Annotated in this window: 15 protein-coding genes; 12 read left to right on the top strand and 3 right to left on the bottom strand. The window is 39.8% G+C overall.

Going from position 1 to position 18,100, the window contains the following annotated elements; genetic code table 11:
• Together FFM74_RS08430 and FFM74_RS08425 are read right to left on the bottom strand one after the other, a co-directional pair.
• A partial coding sequence (locus FFM74_RS08430) for a helix-turn-helix domain-containing protein (protein ID WP_137626187.1) occupies nucleotides 1-698 on the bottom strand: 698 nt, incomplete at its 3' end.
• A gap of 102 nt (nucleotides 699-800) precedes the next feature.
• Nucleotides 801-1,826, bottom strand: a complete 1,026-nt coding sequence (locus FFM74_RS08425) for a LacI family DNA-binding transcriptional regulator (RefSeq protein WP_137626186.1) — start codon at nucleotides 1,824-1,826, stop codon at nucleotides 801-803.
• A gap of 213 nt (nucleotides 1,827-2,039) precedes the next feature.
• Between FFM74_RS08425 and FFM74_RS08420 the strand changes: the two genes are divergently transcribed.
• From FFM74_RS08420 to tkt, 8 genes are all read left to right on the top strand, one after another.
• Nucleotides 2,040-2,750 (top strand): transaldolase, encoded by a 711-nt coding sequence (locus tag FFM74_RS08420; RefSeq protein WP_137626185.1) that lies wholly within the window; start codon nucleotides 2,040-2,042, stop codon nucleotides 2,748-2,750.
• A 38-nt stretch (nucleotides 2,751-2,788) separates the two neighbouring features.
• The gene (locus FFM74_RS08415) at nucleotides 2,789-4,471 is read left to right on the top strand and encodes a PTS system mannose/fructose/sorbose family transporter subunit IID (RefSeq protein WP_137626184.1); all 1,683 of its coding nucleotides are present in this window, start codon (nucleotides 2,789-2,791) and stop codon (nucleotides 4,469-4,471) included.
• Nucleotides 4,472-4,483: 12 nt separating this feature from the next.
• Nucleotides 4,484-4,915 (top strand): PTS sugar transporter subunit IIA, encoded by a 432-nt coding sequence (locus FFM74_RS08410; RefSeq protein ID WP_137626183.1) that lies wholly within the window; start codon nucleotides 4,484-4,486, stop codon nucleotides 4,913-4,915.
• Nucleotides 4,887-5,360 (top strand): PTS sugar transporter subunit IIB, encoded by a 474-nt coding sequence (locus FFM74_RS08405; protein ID WP_137626182.1) that lies wholly within the window; start codon nucleotides 4,887-4,889, stop codon nucleotides 5,358-5,360. Before FFM74_RS08410 ends, FFM74_RS08405 begins: the two co-directional genes overlap by 29 nt.
• A 388-nt stretch (nucleotides 5,361-5,748) precedes the next feature.
• Nucleotides 5,749-7,866, top strand: a complete 2,118-nt coding sequence (locus tag FFM74_RS08400) for a BglG family transcription antiterminator (protein WP_137626181.1) — start codon at nucleotides 5,749-5,751, stop codon at nucleotides 7,864-7,866.
• Complete coding sequence (locus FFM74_RS08395) at nucleotides 7,844-8,134, top strand: PTS sugar transporter subunit IIB (RefSeq protein ID WP_137626180.1); 291 nt, start codon at nucleotides 7,844-7,846, stop codon at nucleotides 8,132-8,134. The genes FFM74_RS08400 and FFM74_RS08395 overlap by 23 nt, the downstream gene beginning before the upstream one ends.
• A 20-nt stretch (nucleotides 8,135-8,154) precedes the next feature.
• A complete protein-coding gene (locus FFM74_RS08390) occupies nucleotides 8,155-9,525 on the top strand; it encodes a PTS ascorbate transporter subunit IIC (RefSeq protein ID WP_137626179.1) in 1,371 nt (456 codons plus the stop codon).
• Between the two features lie 24 nt (nucleotides 9,526-9,549).
• Nucleotides 9,550-11,544 (top strand): transketolase, encoded by a 1,995-nt coding sequence (gene tkt, locus FFM74_RS08385; protein WP_137626192.1) that lies wholly within the window; start codon nucleotides 9,550-9,552, stop codon nucleotides 11,542-11,544.
• A 117-nt stretch (nucleotides 11,545-11,661) separates the two neighbouring features.
• On the opposite strand, the gene FFM74_RS08380 is transcribed toward tkt, so the two are convergent.
• Complete coding sequence (locus FFM74_RS08380; RefSeq protein ID WP_137626178.1) at nucleotides 11,662-12,288, bottom strand: HAD family hydrolase; 627 nt, start codon at nucleotides 12,286-12,288, stop codon at nucleotides 11,662-11,664.
• Between the two features lie 256 nt (nucleotides 12,289-12,544).
• Here FFM74_RS08380 and FFM74_RS08375 point away from each other — a divergent pair, with 256 nt between their 5' ends.
• From FFM74_RS08375 to FFM74_RS08360, 4 genes are read left to right on the top strand one after another with little or no spacing between them, the layout of a single operon-like run.
• Entirely contained in the window at nucleotides 12,545-14,047 is a 1,503-nt protein-coding gene (locus tag FFM74_RS08375) for a PTS fructose transporter subunit IIC (protein WP_137626177.1), read from the top strand.
• A gap of 14 nt (nucleotides 14,048-14,061) precedes the next feature.
• Nucleotides 14,062-14,508, top strand: a complete 447-nt coding sequence (locus tag FFM74_RS08370) for a PTS sugar transporter subunit IIA (protein WP_137626176.1) — start codon at nucleotides 14,062-14,064, stop codon at nucleotides 14,506-14,508.
• A gap of 60 nt (nucleotides 14,509-14,568) precedes the next feature.
• Nucleotides 14,569-17,196 carry a glycoside hydrolase family 38 N-terminal domain-containing protein gene (locus FFM74_RS08365; RefSeq protein WP_137626175.1) on the top strand — a complete coding sequence of 876 codons (2,628 nt, stop codon included), beginning with the start codon at nucleotides 14,569-14,571 and terminating at the stop codon, nucleotides 17,194-17,196.
• Between the two features lie 3 nt (nucleotides 17,197-17,199).
• Nucleotides 17,200-18,003: a MurR/RpiR family transcriptional regulator gene (locus tag FFM74_RS08360; protein ID WP_137626174.1), complete on the top strand. Its 804-nt coding sequence runs from the start codon at nucleotides 17,200-17,202 to the stop codon at nucleotides 18,001-18,003.
• The last annotated feature ends 97 nt before the right edge of the window (nucleotides 18,004-18,100 follow it).

Raw genomic sequence — 18,100 nt, 5'->3', positions numbered from 1 at the left:
GGTACGATATTTTGGCTCTGTTGGGCATCCTTCCTTTCCAATTCCTTCAGTTTTTTTAGAACTTCATTCTCCTTTGATAAGTAGGCGTTTCGTGCTTCTAATTCCTTGATTCTGAGCGCTTGTTTCTCCTCATCGGTTAAGTTAGATTTACTGGATTTATCCTTACCGCGTCGGTCCTGTAAAGCTTCTGGACCGTCCTGCTTGAACTTTTTGACCCACGCATAAACTTGTCCATATGAGACTGAAAATTTCTCAATGGCACCGTTATAATCTAAGTCATTTGCGATGACCCATTGTACAATTTCAATTCGTTCGATCTGTGTCGTCTTTCTACCGGTCTTCATGGGTTGGGACCTCCTAGTGGTTTTAAATGATTTACCACTAGTATACAGGTTCACCCACTGATAGATGACACTTGAATTTGGAATCTTAAATTGGCTAGCTAGTTGAGGATATGAGGTGTTTCCTGCTAAATATAGGTCGACCACTTTCTGCTTGAACTCCGGTGAATACCGGTGGACCTTCCGATGCTTCAAGCCGTCTAATCCTTCTGCTTGGAATCGTTGAACCCATTGTCTGATTTGGTCATCTTTAACACCATACTGATGTTGAATCTGTCTGGCACTCATTCCTTGATCTACTAAGTCAATGTACGCTAGCTTGTCTTCTAGACTGTACCGAGTTCCTTTTCGGCCCATACTAAAAACTCCTCCCTAAGTAAACAAGCTTTAATTATTTGCTTGTCTACCTAAGTAGGAGTATAGCCCTCTCTTGATGGTCTTTTCGTCGTTGAACTTGAATTATTGAATGGTGCTTTCTTTAATAATTAACTTCACTGGTATTTTGATGATGGCTGGAGAAATATCTTGGTCCTGGGTAGTCATTTGTTGTAATAGTAATCGACAAGCCTCTTGAGCTAATTTAGTTGTATTTTGCGCGATAGTCGTAATTTTTGGCGCTGAAATTTCAGAAAAGGAATTCCCATCAAAACCAATGACGCTAATCATTTGAGGTACGCTAATGTTAAGGCGTTGAGCGGCCCTGATGACCATATAGGCGACGTTATCGTTTATACCAAAGATACCAGCAGGCTTTTTAAGGGATACGATTTTTTGTAGATAATCATCCAAAGATGGAACCGTTTCCAAAAATTTATCTGAGGTTAAATCTAGAGAAAACACTCTTGCCTCGATATCTGTAACTTGGTGTTCTTTTAGAACATCTTTAAAAGCGCGAACCCGTTCCATAGTGGATGATGTTTTCGTTTTAGTCATAATTAAAAAGGGATTCAACTGGTGATTCAAAATGAAGTTTGTCGCAATTTCACCACCGGTATAATGATCTGATGAAACAATTAATTCATTGTGAGAATGGGGATCACGATCTATATAGACTGTTGGAACTGTCGTTGTTCTAGAGAATTTTGGGGCATCAATGGCACTGGAAATAATGATCAAGCCGTCAACACGATGTTCCATCAAAACTTGTGAGTAGGCTGCTTCACGTTCACCACTTCGTTCGGTATTGCAAATGATACTGGAATAACCATTTGAAAAAAGTAATTGCTCACATTTCTTAACAATTGCAGAGTAGAATTCATTGGTAATATCCGGAACCATAATACCAACAGTATTAGATTTATTAGATCTTAAGCTGACGGCTAATTTATTCTGTTCATAGCCCAATTCGTTGATTGTTTGGATAACTTTCTTTTGAGTGATTTTTGAAAAGCGTCCGGTATTATTGATAATTCTTGATACAGTTGTGATTGAGACACCGCTTGCTTTTGCGACGTCTTTGATAGACACGTTATTTTTTTTGTTCATGCTTGTCTTCCGCCCTTGTTAAAAATAATCTTGACAGTATTGATTATACGTTGTTTAATAGGATTATAAAGTTGTGGAAACGTTTTCGCAAGTTAGCTCAATTATCTACAAAGTAAACAGCAATTCTTATAATGATAATGTCTTTGCGACATTATCAAAAAATAGGCAATTTGCGGTAACGTTAACGCAAAATCAAATTTGGAGGTTCTCAATATGTCAAAGTTTAATATCGATATTTACGCCGATGGTGCATCCGTTAATGGAATGGTTGAAGCTAAGGATAAATGGCCTGTTTCTGGATTTACAACAAATCCTTCTTTGATGAAAAAAGCTGGTGTTAAGGACTATGTTAACTTTGCACAAGATGCTTTAAAAGCTGTGGATGGCATGCCAGTTTCATTTGAAGTTTTCGGCGATGACTTCGATACGATGGAAAAAGAAGCGGTTAAGATTTCATCTTTGGGAAAGAATGTTTTTGTGAAAATTCCAATTACTAATACTAAAGGTGAATCTTCGGTGCCGTTAATTAAGAAGTTATCTGCACAAGGTATTCAAGTTAATGTAACCGCTATTTTGACGTTGGATCAAGTTAAAGCGGTCTTACCAGTTTTGAAGGCTGGCACGCACAATATTGTTTCTGTATTTGCTGGTCGGGTTGCTGATACTGGTGTTGATCCCATGCCATTGATGAAAGCCGCAGTTGAGTTAACCAATCAGTATGATCAAGCTTGGCTATTATGGGCTAGTTGTCGTGAAGTATTTAATATTTTCCAAGCTGAATCAATTGGTGTTGATATTATCACAGTGACGAATGCTGTTCTTAACAAATTATCAATGGTGGGCAAGGGTACCAAAGAGTTGTCACTACAAACAGTTCAAGGATTTCATTCTGATGTTGAAGCATTAGGGTTTTCAATTCTTTAGTTACTAAGTAATTAACATTGAGCTAAGGAGGGCAAAATATGTTATTATCAGCGATTTTAGTTGCATTTTTAGCAATAATTTCACAATGGTGGTTCTTTGCACCCATTACACGTTGTATGACGTATCCCTTAACAACTGGGATTATTGTCGGGATTTTCATGGGACATCCGATGTTAGGAATGTTAGCCGGTGCCAATATCCAGCTGGTTTATCTTGGCTGGATCAATGCCGGTGGGGTCATGCCAAGTAATACAATGGTTGCAGGAATCTATGGGACTGCTTTGACGATTCTTTCAGGTGCTAATCCAAAATTAGCAGTTACTTTTGCAATTCCGTTTAGTTTGCTAGGTTTATTGATGGTTCAAATTTACCAAACTATTAATTCTTTCTGGGTACATCGTGCTGATCAAGAATTGGACAAAGGTAATGTTAATGCAATTCGTTGGTTAAATTATGTGCCATCATTTATCGTTTCATTTGTCGTTTATGGGATTCCAGCCTTTTGCTTAGTACTATTTGGCAAAACTTGGGCAACTGCACTTATTAATGCGATTCCAAAAGATTTGACGACTGCGCTTGAAGTTGTTGGTGGCCTAATGCCGGCACTTGGGATTGCAATGTTGTTAAATTATCTTGGCAAACGTAGCTTAAATGCATTTTTCATTATTGGATTTTTCCTAGCAGTTTATTTGAAATTAGATATTATGGCGATTGCCATTTTCTCTGCAGCAATTGCGTTCTTAATCTTTGTAAGTCAAACTAGTGGTAAAAAGAATGCTCATCAGACTGCTAAGAAGCAAGTTCGACGCTTGAGTTTAAACAATCGAACTGGTCAGACTGAGGCAATTGCAACTGATGCGGTCTCTGCGAATGCGGAGCCAGAAACAATTAGTGCGGCCGATTACAAACGAAAATTAACTCATCGTGATTTAGTTAAGACATGGCTTTGGGAACAATCTGATGAAGCAGCTTATAATTATGAACGATTGCAAGCTTTAGGCTTAACGAATATGATGATTCATCCAATTAAAAAATTGTATGACGATCCTAAACGCCAAGCTGAAGAATTGAAGAAATACATGGTGTTCTTTAATACTGAACCACATATGGTTGGACCAATCATTCATGGGGTTGCCTTATCAATGGAAGAGGCTCGTGCTAATGGCCAAGCAGTTTCTGAAGATGATATTAATGGTGTTCGGACTGGTCTAATGGGTCCTGCAGCGGGTATTGGTGATACGGTTCAACAAGGGATACTTTTCCCAATTTTAGCTAGTGTTGGGGCATCTATGGCATTGGCTGGAAATTATCTTGGCCCGATCTTATTCACTGTTGTGTTTGAACTGATTATTTATACGTTAGGTTACTTTTTATTCATGTTTGGGTATCGTCAAGGTAAAAGCTCCGTTATCCAGATTTTGAAGAATGGTGTGATCGACAAGGTTACTAATGCCTTTAGTATTGTTGGATTGATGGTCGTTGGTGCTATGGCTGCAACTCGAGTTACGGTGAAGACGCCATTAGTTTGGGAAGTTGGCAAGAGTACGATGAAGTTGCAATCAATCTTGAATACGTTGGCGCCTGGATTGATTCCACTAGGGATTACTGTTTTGATTTGGTGGTTAGTTGCTAAAAAAGTAAATCCTACTTGGATTATTATCGGCATCTTTGTAGTCGGAATAGCTTTATCTTACTTGAATGTTTTAGGTATCGTAAAATAGGGGGATTAATTAATGGTTGATATTTTACTAATTAGTCATGGCCCGTTCTGTGAGGGGTTACTGGCTAGCCTGCAGATGATTGCGGGTCCACAAGAACATATAGCGACACTGTCATTAAAAGAAGGCCAGGCACCAGATGATTATCGTGATCAGATTGAAGCCAAGCTTAAGACTTTCCAGAAAAAAAGTCTTGTCTTTTGTGATATAAAAGGTGGTACTCCGTATAATTCTGCTGGATTTTTGAAGCGTAAATATGATTTCAATCTAATTACTGGGATGAACCTACCAATGTTAATTAGTGTTGTGACCACTAGAACTGAAAATTCAACCGCTGATGAGCTTACAAATACTGCATTGATGAATGAAAATAAAGGCATTGAATTGATTAATCTGTCTAACCAGGGAGGACATAAACATGCAAAACTTAGTCTTAACAAGGATTGATGATCGTTTAATTCATGGTCAAGTCATGACAGCCTGGAGCAAAGTGACCAATGCTGAGCAAGTCTTGGTCGTCGATGATGCCGTGGCCAAAGATGATTTTATGATTAACGTTCTTGAAAATGCGATTCCAGAAACAATGGCAATTGGTGTTTTTAACAAAGAAGATGCTGTGACTTTCTTATCTAGTCCTTTAGAGGCACCGACCATTGTTTTAGTAAAAGTTCCACAAACTTTAGAATACTTGGTTGATCATGGTATTGATATTTCTCAAATTGATCTCGGTGGTATGGGAGCTAAAAAAGGTCGCGAACGTTTATATCATACTATCTCGGTTAGTGATGAAGAAAAGGCTTCATTTCAACGTTTAATTGATAAACAGATTCATGTGTTTATTCAGATCATGCCACAAAATGATAAGGTTGAAATGAAAGATTTATTGAAATAACATCAAATTAGAAAAATGTTGTTGATGACTGAATAATTTAGCCATTAACAACATTTTTTTGTCGTATTTATGGGTAGTTCAACGTTTGCAAAGTAATGCTTGTGGATAGCTGATAAAATTTGTCAAAAGTGGTTGCCAGTTCATCTTGGTATGGATATTGATGATGTTTGATGAAAATAAGACAAGTATTGGCCAAATCAATAGCTATCATTGCAGAATTATGCTTGACCTTATGAATCATTCTTTATATGTTAGAACACGAGTTTATATGCTGTGATAATGGCACTATAAAGTAATAAGTTCAATTTTGCACAAATGAGTGTGCAAATTTAGCTCTTTTAGAAAATACAGCGCTTTCATATACTATTGATTGTAGGAGGTATTAGTCATGACGATACATTTTACGGATAATGAAATGGAACTCCTAAGAATATTAATTGATGCTGATGGTTATCAAAGCATCAATACGCTTGTAAGGAAGATGGGATTTTCAAAAAGATCTGTTTATTCATTTATTTCGAGTATTAGTAACAAATGTCTGGCACAAAAAATAGAACCACCTAGGAACGTCTATCGACAAGGTTATTTTTTACCGGATAGCACTAAAGAACAATTGAAAATGCTCAACCCATCTGATGAAGATAGGGTGCCTCACATTGGTAAGTTATCTAGTCAGGAACGCCAAATATTCGATTTGTTATTGCTTTTCCTAGGTGATCAAGTTACAACATCAATGCTGATGACTTGGGAAGATGTCAGTAAAAATACAGTTCTAATTGATTTGTCTCAGCTGAAAGCCAAGTTGACACGATATAACATTGTAATTGCTGCGGATCAAACTGGTCATCAGTTAATCGGATCGGAACTGTCAATCAGAAATTATATGCAAGTTAAGTTACGTGAACACCATCATCTACTTAGTGCTTTCCTAAACAAGGCTAAAACAATTCCAGCACTTGCCGAGTTAGTGAGCTTGAGCTTAATGCTGAATGATTGGATACAGACCGTTGAAGCAACGACTAATCAAACTTATTCAGACGACATGGTTTTGTTTCTTGAAAGTTATTATTCATTAGTCCTACATCGAATGATGAATAACCGAATTTTGAAGTTCAAAACATTTTTACCCGATGATTCTGATCGTCATGAGATGGAAAAGAGTAATGAATATAATCTCACATACTCATTTATTATTCAGTTTGGCAGTGAATTGGTTGAGCATACTGATGAGTGTTATTACTTAGAGAGCCTCTTATTGGAAGGTCAACTGAATACCCAGGGGCATAACAATGTTAAGAAAGATATTGTTAGTGTTTCTAATTTAGTTGTTGAAAATTTCAAACAAATTTCAGGTGTCACTTTCAAAGATGAAAAGCAATTAAGTCGGGAATTATATATTCATTTGCTTTCGACCTATTATCGTGTCAAATATCATCATCAATATGTGGATGGCATGGTTACTAAGATTCGTGATGATTATCCAGATATTTACACGTATACTAAAATTTCAATTTATCCGTTTGAAAAATTAAGTCGTCAAAAGTTGACTGAAAATGAAATTGCGTTGATTGCAATTTATTTTGGTGCTCAAGTTGTTCGTGAAAGTCAAGATAGCAAGTCTGCATTGATCGTCTGTTCAAGTGGTATCGGCACTTCAAGGTTCCTGATGGCGCAATTAAATAAAGCGTTTCCAGATTTGAAGTTGTCAGGACCGATCTCTAAGAAACAGTATCAGTCGATGAAGATGATTGAAGATAATATTGTTATTTCAACAATTCCGTTAGAAAAGTTGAATCGCGATGTCATAAAGGTTGATCCAATACTAGATGAAAATGGTCTGAATTATTTACAAAAGCAATTATCTATTCATAACATCGTTAACTCAAAAGGACAATCAAATCAGATTCATTCATTATTGGATGTCATTGCAGACAATGCTGATATCAAGAATATTAGTGGTTTAATTGTTGGGCTAAAAGAGGTTCTAACCTTTTCAATTGATCCTAAATCAAAATTTGAAAGGGGGTATCAGCCAATGCTTAGTGAGTTGGTTAAACCCAATACCATAACTTTTGCTGATTCTGAGAATTTGTCTTGGGAAGCGGCAATTAAAGTAGCGGCAAAACCGTTATTAGAAAATCAGGATATCAAGGACTCCTATGTCACAGCGATGATCGACAGTGTCAACGAAAATGGCCCATATATCAATATTGGTAGCAAGGTGGCCCTAGCGCATGCGCGTCCGGAAACTGGTGTCAATCATTTAAGTATGTCGGTGTTGAAGCTCAAACAACCAATTGATCTTGTTGACTCAAAACACAAAGTGCAATTGATATTTGTACTAGCTGCTGTTGATGCAACAGCCCACCTAAAGGCTTTATCTGAGTTGGCAAGTTTACTTGGTAATAAAGCAACTTTGCAACAGTTATTTGTAGCAGAAAACAGTCAAGAATTTATGAATGTAATTCTAAGGAGTGAGAAACATGAAACTAGCAGCAGTATGTAGTACAGGTTTAGGCTCAAGCTTTATGGTTGAAATGAACATTACGGATATTTTAAAAGCACTCGGTGTTACGGATGTTGAGACGACTCATATGGATATGGGCAGTGCAAGTAAAGATATGGCCGATCATTTCTTCGTTGGTCGTGACTTAGCGGATGCTGCTCAAGATCGTTTGGGTAAGGAAAATGTGACTGTATTGGACAGTATTATTGATAAGGATGAATTAAAGACTAAAGTTGAAAAATATTTAAAAGATAACGGCGAACTCTAAGTCGATCGGGGGGATTTAAAATGGGTGCTACACTTGATTTAATTATTAGTATTGTTCGTACGCCAGCAATTCTGGTTGCACTAATTGCGGTTTTAGGTCTGGTCTTACAAAAGAAAAATTTTTCTGATGTTATGACTGGTGGTATTAAAACTTTTATTGGTTTTCTAGTACTTTCCGGTGGTGCGGGGATTGTTTCCGGTTCCTTGGCACCAATGGGTAAGATGTTTATCCATGCGTTCAATGTCCAAGGAGTTATTCCGAATAATGAAGCGGTGGTTGCTGAAGTTTTAGTTACTTATGGTAGTTCCACTGCTTTGATTATGTTGGTAAGTATGATTGTAAACGTTTTATTAGCTCGCTTTACTAACTTTAAGTACATTTATTTGTCAGGACATGTCATGTTATACATGTCAGCAATGTTAGCTGTTATTATGTCTGTTGCTGGGTTCTCTACTTGGCCATTAATTTTACTTGGCGGGTTAATCTTAGGTGTGGCTGATACATTGATGCCAGCATTGCTTCAGCCGTTCATGCGTGAAGTAACTAAGACGAACAGTGTTGCTTTGGCTCACACCGGTGACTTTGGGTACTTTATCTCTGGTGTTGTTGCCAAAACTTTTGGGGACAAATCCAAATCTACTGAAGATTTAAACATTCCAAAGAGTGTCTCTTTCTTACGTGATTCGACAGTTTCAATTACGCTAACGATGGTTGTCATTTATGTTATTTTAGCAATTTTTGCTGGTCCAGCTTATGTTGGTAAGATGAGTGGCGATGTTAATTATATTGTCTTTGCAATTATCCAAGCGGGTACTTTTGCTGCTGGTGTTTATGTCATTTTGGCAGGTGTTCGGTTAATTCTTAACGAAATTATTCCTGCATTTAAAGGTATTTCAGAAAGCTTAGTACCAAATGCTGTTCCTGCGTTGGATTGTCCAATTATCTTCCCATACGCACCTAATGCTGTAATTGTTGGTTTCTTCTCAAGTTTTGTCGGCGGTGTCTTGAGTATGTTTGCAATGATTGGATTGCATACTGTGATTGTTATTCCTGGGGTCGTTGCTCACTTTATGTGTGGTGCAACCTCTGGGGTCATTGGTAACGCTGTTGGCGGTCGTCGTGGTGCTATTATTGGTTCATTTGTGCAAGGTATCTTTATTAGCTTTTTGCCATTAGCTTTAATTCCAGTGCTTGGTAAAGTTGGCTTAGGTAACGCAATGTTCTCAGACTCAGACTTTGGGATTGTTGGATCATACGTTGGTTGGCTTGGTCATGCTGGTGGTGTTGCTGCAATCACAGCTGGTATTCTTATTGCTTTTGTACTATTTATTTTAGCCTCTGTTTTTGTTGGTCGTCGGTCAAATCACAAAGCTGCCACGACGACAAAATAAGTTTGAAGGGAGAAAGTGTTGATGATGAGTTTTAATGATAAAGATCAAGCTGCTGTAAATGCGATTCGTGCACTTAGTATTGATATGATTCAGCATGCTAACTCTGGGCATCCAGGTTTTCCATTAGATGCCGCGCCAATGATGTATTTGTTGTTTAAAAAGCATTTGAAAATTAATCCTAAGAATCCAACTTGGTTTAACCGTGATCGGTTTATTCTTTCACCTGGACATGGTTCTTCAATGCTCTATGCAACTTTACACTTAGCGGGTTATGACATTTCAATGGCAGATTTAAAAAAATTTCGGACATTGGGGAGTATAACTCCTGGTCATCCTGAGATTGGTACCCCTGGTGTTGATGCGTCAACCGGTCCACTTGGACAAGGCCTAGGTATGGCTGTTGGTATGGCAATGGCCGAAAAACATTTGGCTGCTTTGTACAATCGGAAGAGTTTTCCTGTTATTGACAATAAGGTCTATGCGATTGTTAGTGATGGCGATTTGATGGAAGGTATCAGCCACGAAACGGCTAGTTTGGCGGGTCATTTAAAGTTAAATAACCTAGTTGTACTGTACGATTCCAATGGTGTAACGCTTGATTCTAGTGCTGATAAGGAATTAAGTGACAATGCTGGTGAACGATTTGAAGCATACGGTTGGAATTATTTACGGGTGAATGATGGTAACGATCTTGAAAAGTTAGATGGAGCCCTGCAAGTTGCTGATGACGAATCAAATCGGCCAACGTTAATCGAAGTGAAGACCACTCTTGGTTATGCTTCACCACATGCTAATCAAAATAGTGTTCATGGTAATCCACTAACTGTTGATGAGGTTAAACAAACCAAAGCGGTTCTAGGTTGGCCTGATGCACCATTTATTATCCCTTCAGAAATTTATGAGACATTTAAATCTATTAGTAATAATGGTATTGAACAAGAGAACCAGTGGCTGGATACGTTGAAAGCCTATACGAAGAACTATCCAAAGTTAGCGAAGAAACTATTAGATAATTTCCATCATGATGCTAAGGTTACAGACCAGGATTTGGCAATCGATGTAACAAATAGTGAAGCCACTAGAGTGACGATGCATAAGTTATTGCAAACCACTAAGGACAGTGAAATCGAGTTTTGGGGTGGTTCGGCAGACTTGTCGAGTTCTAATAAGACGTATTTTGAAAATGATGCTGGTTACAGTGATAAAACGCCACAAAACCGTAATATCTTTTACGGTGTGCGCGAGTTTGCACAGGGTGCAGCAGTTAACGGTATCACATTGTATGGTGGCTCGCGAACATTTGGCAGTACATTCTTCGTTTTTTCAGATTATATGCGTAATTCAATGCGCATGGCGGCCTTACAACAGATTCCAAGTCTATTCTTGTTCAGCCATGACTCCATTGCACTAGGTCAAGATGGACCGACTCATCAGCCAATTGAGCAATTAGATGGGTTACGCGCGATGCCAGGAATGCTAGTATTTCGTCCTGGTGATGCGCTAGAGACAATTGCGGCCTGGAAATATGTGTTAAATCAGACGACTCATCCTGCAACATTTGCGCTCTCACGGCAGAATTTACCCACGTTGAATGAGTATAAAGCTGTAGTTGCGGCTGGTGTTCATAAGGGGGGCTATACATTATCTACTAGTCAGAATGCAGTTCCTGATGGCATTTTGATGGCAGCTGGTTCTGAGGTAACACTCGCCCTTTCAGCACAAACAGAACTACGTAAACATAATGTTGATGTGTCAGTTGTCTCAATGCCATGCTTTGAATTGTTTGCACAGCAATCCGAAGAATATCGAGATAGTGTCTTGCCAGACAGTGTTAGAAATCGTGTATCAATCGAAATGGGTTCCACACAGGCCTGGAATCAATATACTGGGTTAGATGGGATTAATATTGGTATTAATCATTTCGGTGCTAGTGGTGATGCTAACATTATGATGAAAGAATATGGCTTTTCAACTGAAAACATTGTTAAGAAGTATCTTGAAAAATTTCAGCAGAATTAAGTTGAGCTCAATTAATTTGAACTGACTTAAAGCTTCTATGTTGAAAGATAATCAAACATGCCTCTAAAATTCGACTTAAATTGTCTGAATTTTAGAGGCATGTTTTTTTATTTGGACTTAGGCTGTTACCAGCTTCAACAAATCCCCTGGTTCTTGCGGTTGATATGTCGCTTTTGAAAAGTCAGTGGTCGGCAGAGCTCCCCAACTGGCACTGGCGAAATCGATACCAGCGCTTAAAGCGGATTGTAAATCGTAAATGGTATCGCCAACATACATCGTTTCAGCTTTGACTAAGTGATGTTGTTGGATCGCATATTCTAATGGTGCACCACTTGGTTTGTGCTCGGTTGTTTGATCGGCGGTCACAATGATTGGCGCACTAGTGATTTCTGGGAAATTGCCGAGATCACTAGTTACCTCGGCAGCGGTTCTTGAAGTGACGATACCAATTTGAACACCGGTCGCCTTTAGCTGATTCCAAGTCTCGCGGATACCATCAAAAAATTGTAATTCGTCCTTATGCTGGCCAATTGCTTGGGTGAAATCAGCCGTGATCTCCTGGACGTGATTTAAATTAAGGCGCTGCAAAATCTTGTCAGTAGGAATACCAACTAAGCTGCGAACGGTTGCGGCCGGAACATCAAAGCCATAGTTGGCCGTGATTTTATGTAGAACATTAGAAGCAATCGTCGCTGAATCGATTAACGTATTATCGACGTCAAATAGTAGTGTTTTATAAGTCATGTTAATAATCCCTTCGAAAAATAATAGTATTAATCAAGTTTAACACGTCTTGTTCGATGGAACATAAGTGCCTGTTTTCAGCGTATCGTTTAGTATATACTACTTGGCAACCAACGATTATCGGGAGTTGACTGTAAATTATTTCAATAATCTGAAAGGGTCTGAAAACTGAATCAGTTCTTACTGAAACCGTTTACCATGTTGCCGTTATGCTATAAACTCAAAATTGTAAAAAAGATATGAGGAGGCGTAATAAATGACAAAAAAAATTATCGCGGTGACGGCGTGTGCGGCTGGTATTGCCCATACTTACATGGCTGCGGAAGCAATTGAAAAGGCTGCCAAAGCGAAAGGGTATGAAGTTAAAGTTGAAACTGATGGGGCGATTGGGGCAGAAAATATCTTAACAGCGGAAGATATTGAAAACGCTGACTTAGTGGTGATTGCGGCGGATATCAAGATTGATCCGATTCGCTTCACGGGTAAGCGACTATATACGACCGACTCCAATGCAGCGATTAATGATGGTACGGCGGTGTTAGAAAAAGCTGAAGCCGAGGCCACGGTCTTCGGTAAAAAAGGTGGTAAGGTCGGCAAGATTCAAATTGGTAGCAACAAAGAGAAGGTCAACTTCTTCACACATGTGATGAGCGGGATTTCATACATGATTCCAATGGTCATCGCGGCTGGATTGATTTTAACCATCGCAAACTTATATGCTTTTCAAAAAGATGATTTAGGTCGGATCGTTAAATGGGGCTTTGATACTAAAACGCCGATGGGAATGTTGATGTCCAACTTATTCCAAGTTGGTCAAGTGGGTTTCAAGTTAATGATTCCATTATTTGCCGGGTTTGTGGCTAATTCAATTGCCGATAAACCAGCGATTGCACCGGCCATGATTGGGGCATACATTGCTAACGATCAAGAGTTATTACACGCTAAGGCTGGCGGTGGCTTTATTTCAGCAATTTTAGTGGCTTTCATTGTTGGTTACTTTGTTAAATTACTTAAAAAAATCAAATGGCCAAAAATCTTACAACCAATTGTGCCAATTATGATTATCCCATTCATCGCCACTCTATTTATATCGCTGGTCGTTTTCTATGTCATTGGTCAGCCGATTGCGGCCGGAATGGATGGCTTATATTCTGGTCTGAATTGGATTAATGCAAACTCAGCCAGTGCCCCAATCATTTTAGGCGCTGTAATCGGTGCCATGATTGGGTTTGACCTGGGTGGCCCAGTCAACAAGACGGCCTTGATCTTCGGGACAGCAGTCTTTACTGACACGATGAGAAAATACGGACCCACGCACGCGAACTTTGTACCTGGGACGGCTGCACAAGCAGCAATCTCAGTTGCGCCATTAGGTGTTTGGCTGGCTTCAGTTATTTGGAAACGGAAATTCTCGAAGGATGAAAAAACCGCTGCCAGTGCCGCGCTAGGGATGGGATTAGTTGGTGTCACTGAAGGAGCCATCCCATTCGTAGCAGCAGATCCAATTCGGATGATTATTGCGAACGTGGTTGGTTCTGCAACCGCTGGTGGTTTAGTTGCCGCAACGGGTTGTAAATTCTATGGCGGGATTGGCTCACCACTAGGGACCTTTATTGGGTATATCGAGCAACCAATTCCATTTGTCACTTGGATTGCCTGTGTCAGTGCGGGGATTGCGGTTACTGCACTAATCATCGGGTTCACACGAACAGATCGCGTGATCGAAGCAGCCGAACAAGCAGAGCTGGGAAATGATTAAAGGAGAATTTTAAGATGGAAAAAGCTATTTTCGATAACACCCATATTTATTATGATCATGATAGTCAGACGCAAGTGGAAGCTTTTGCCAATGTGGCTAAGTTTGTCGCCGAATGTGGCTATGTGACAAGTGCGGATCAGTATTGCCAAGGGCTCAAAGATCGTGAAATTGAGGCGACCACCGGTTTTAAAAACGGGATTGCGATTCCTCACAGTAATGATGCTAGTGTCATTAAACCCGGGCTCTTTCTAGTGAAATTTAACCATGGCATTGAGTGGCAAGCATTGGATAAACAGCCGATCAAATTAGGCTTTTTCCTAACAATTCCTAAGGATGGCGCGACCAAACATTTGAAATTACTCAGCAAGATTGCGCGGAAACTGATGGATGAAGATTTTAGCCGCACGGTGATCGAAAACGATGATCGCGACGTGTTAGCGAAAGCAATTGAAGAAATTTAAGGTCAGCAGCAAACGGGGAAGCAGCGGCTTCCCCGTTTTGTCTTAAGGAGGACTAAAAAAATGAAGCAAGTACACGTCATTCAACATACTCATTGGGATTTTGAGTGGTACTTTACGCGCAATGAAGCGTTGATTCAGTTTGTGTATCATATGGATGAAGTCTTTCAGGCGTTACAAGCACAAACAGTTGATTACTACTTATTAGATGGACAGATGAGTATTTTAGATGATTATCTGGATGCCTACCCCGAAAAACGTCAGGAATTAACTAAATGGGTGCTCAATGGCCGCTTATTTATTGGTCCTTGGTATACGCAAACGGATGAACTCATTATCACGGGTGAATCGATTATCCGTAACTTGGATTTAGGGATGACGATGGCTGCTGAATTAGGCGGTACTCAGTCGATTGGCTATTTGCCAGATTCTTTCGGTCAGGGCGCTGATATGCCAAAAATTTATAATGGCATGGGGATTAAAGATGCGGTTTTTTGGCGGGGACTGTCTGCCGATAAGACTAAAAATCGAGAGTTCGTTTGGGACTCAGAGGATGGGTCTCAGGTGACGGCTTTAAATATTAAGGACGGCTATTTTGTTGGGGTTGGTCTAATTGATGACGATCAGCCGGAGCATTTAATGAAAACAATTGTCGCCGGGACGAGTCTGACAGCGATTGCCTTGCCAGTCGGTGGTGATCAGCGTTATGTCGATCATAACTTGAAGGCTCGGATTGCCTTTTATAATCAAGCGTTAAAACAAACGGATCAACAGTTGGTTGAAAGTAACTACCCAGCGTTATTTAAGGCACTTAACGCGCACCAGGACGAATTGGATCATGTGACGGGGGAGTTTATTAGTCCATCAGTTTCTAAGATTCACCGTTCTATTTATTCTTCTCGTTATGATCAAAAATATTTAAATGACAAATTAGAACGACGCTTAATCTATCAACTGGAACCATTGATGGTGATGGCTGACCAAGCAGGTGTGCCATACAAAAAGTCCCTGTTAAATAAGATCTGGAAGCTCGTTGTGCGTAATCAGGCCCATGATAGTGCCGGCGGTTGTAACAGTGATGCGACGAATCAGATTATTTTAGAACGACTACGTGAAGCAGATCAGTTATCCTATTCGACCGTCGATTATTTAACGCGTAAGTTAGCTGAGTCACAGCCAGAATTGCAGCGTAACGAGTTAACTTTCTTTAATACCCTGCCATTTCCGATTGAGAAAACGGTGACGTTTAATTTGTCTTTAAAGTCACCTAATTTTGAGATTAAGTCACAGGGGCAGGCGGTGCCAGTTGATGTTTTAGCTGTCGAACGGCAGTATGATGGTCAGATTCAGCGAGATGACTCACAATATGCTGCTGAAGACTACTATTACAAGTTTAAGTGTCAGGCTAGACTAAGTTTACCAGCGTTGCAATGGTGTCGATTAGACGTTAAACCAGTCTCGACCGAGGTTGCACCAATCGCTTATACTACCGCTGGTCAAATCGAAAATCAGCAGTTAAAAGTGACCTTTACCGATGGCCGGTTAGTCTTAACCGACAAGCAACAGCAACAGACGTATTCTGATTTTTTGTGGTTTGAAGATGGTGGCGATGAAGGAGATACTTATGATTATTCGCCTGCGTATCAGGATCAGTTATTGAAGTTAGCATTTGAAGATGCACGAGTACAGTGTCAGATTGGTCAGACGGGACAAGCCATGCGGTTGATTGGTCACTGGCAGTTACCTGCAGATTTGGCTGAACGTGCCCGCCAACAAGCCACTGTTACGGAAACGTATGAATTGGAATTACGTTTGACGGCTGACGACCCTTTACAGATTCATCTAGTAATTGATAATCAAGCACGGGATCATCGGTTACGAGCAGTCTTAAATTCAAAGATTAAGGCCCAGCAGTCGTATGCTGATACGAGTTTTGGCTATCTGAGTCGTGGTGTCGAAGATCCGCATCTGCATGATTGGCAGCAGCTTGGTTGGAAAGAAGAACCAACGGCCATCTATCCGATGCTACATTATGTGAACAGTCACGATCAAACGTCCAGCTGGACCGTGATGGCTAAAGGAATCAAAGAATATCAGTTAATCGGCCCAAATTATCAGCAGATTGCATTAACGCTTTTTCGGTCAGTCGGTTTTTTAGGACGACCGGATTTAATTAGACGGCCAGGGGTGGCCTCTGGAAATCAATTTAGATATATTCCCACGCCAGACAGCCAGTTACAGCAAAAGCTACATTTCAAATTTGCTTTGTTACTAGGAACGACATTTAATCCAGCGGACACGATGCGCGCTTTCCAACATTATGCGATTAGTCAGCCGTATTATCAGAATCAGCAGATCAATCTATTTACGACGACGTTAAAGTATTTTGTGATGCAGCCATTGCCTAAACCAGTAAGCAGTCAACCACTAATTGCGCTCACAACTGAAAGTTTAGTGTTCAGCAGTTTAACGGAGAGTCGAGACGCGTCGGGCTGGCTACTTAGGGTTTATAATCCTAGTAAGCAGGCTTGTACAGGCGAAGCGCTTTTCGATTTAGCCCAGCCGGCTTTTGTAAGTGAAACTGATTTAGTTGGTCATCTGCAACATGAGTTAGGGACCGTGACCCAAGTTTCATGTGAAACATTTCGACCAGGAGAAATAAAAACTTTTAAGATCAATAAGAGGGAATAAGTTATGGGGCGTAATTTAGATGATCTGTTTTTGTTAATTGAGTCGCGGCGTAATACCTTTACTGCCGTTGAGCAAAGTATTGCGGACTATTTTATTAGTAAGCAACCAGCACGGAGTATCAGTCAATTAGCACAAACAATTTGTGTATCACCACCTTCAATTACGCGATTTTGTAAAAAGTTGGGACTAAATAATTTTAAGGAATTAAATTTTTTATATAGCATGTCGTTGAGTGATCAGACGACAGATGCTAGCCTGATTTCAACCCGAGTGACTGCGAGTTACCATGCATTAGCGACCCGTAGTGATGCGGCTTATCGTAGTCAGGCCGTTCAAAATTTTTGTGATTTGATTGCTGAGACGCGGTTGATCATGTTTTGGGGATTAGGGTTTAATTCTTTTGCTGGTCATGATTTTGATTTCAAATTTGCTCGCTTTGGGAAAATCATCCAAGTTTTTAGTGATCAACACTCACTTCGATTGTCTGCGATTTCATTGCAACCGGGTGATTTAGTCGTGGTGGCATCGGTTCGCGGGCTAGATCCAGATATGTTGGCCGCCGTTCAAGCAGGTAAAGCCAATGGTGCGAAATTTTTGTTGATTACGGCGAATGAAGACTCACCACTGATTGATTATTGTGAAGAAACGATTTTTGCTGCCAATTTTTCTGCGGATGAAGAATTGGGAAATGTTTCGCCACAAATTCCAATTTTAATTCAGTTGGATATTGTTTATTCAAAATATATGCGCCAACACCGTGATGATATTAGTAAATGGTTGCGTTCTGAAGATGTTTTAAAGCGGTAAACATAATCGCGGCTGCTACAGCTGCGATTTTTAGTTAACGTTTAGTAATTCGCTTACATTTAAGGTTGAATTTACCGACTAAGATTGCTTATACTGA

This window comes from Lactiplantibacillus pingfangensis, assembly GCF_005404945.1.
In the GTDB taxonomy this organism is placed as follows: Bacteria; Bacillota; Bacilli; order Lactobacillales; family Lactobacillaceae; genus Lactiplantibacillus; species Lactiplantibacillus pingfangensis.
This window is presented reverse-complemented; position numbering and strand designations above follow the sequence as displayed.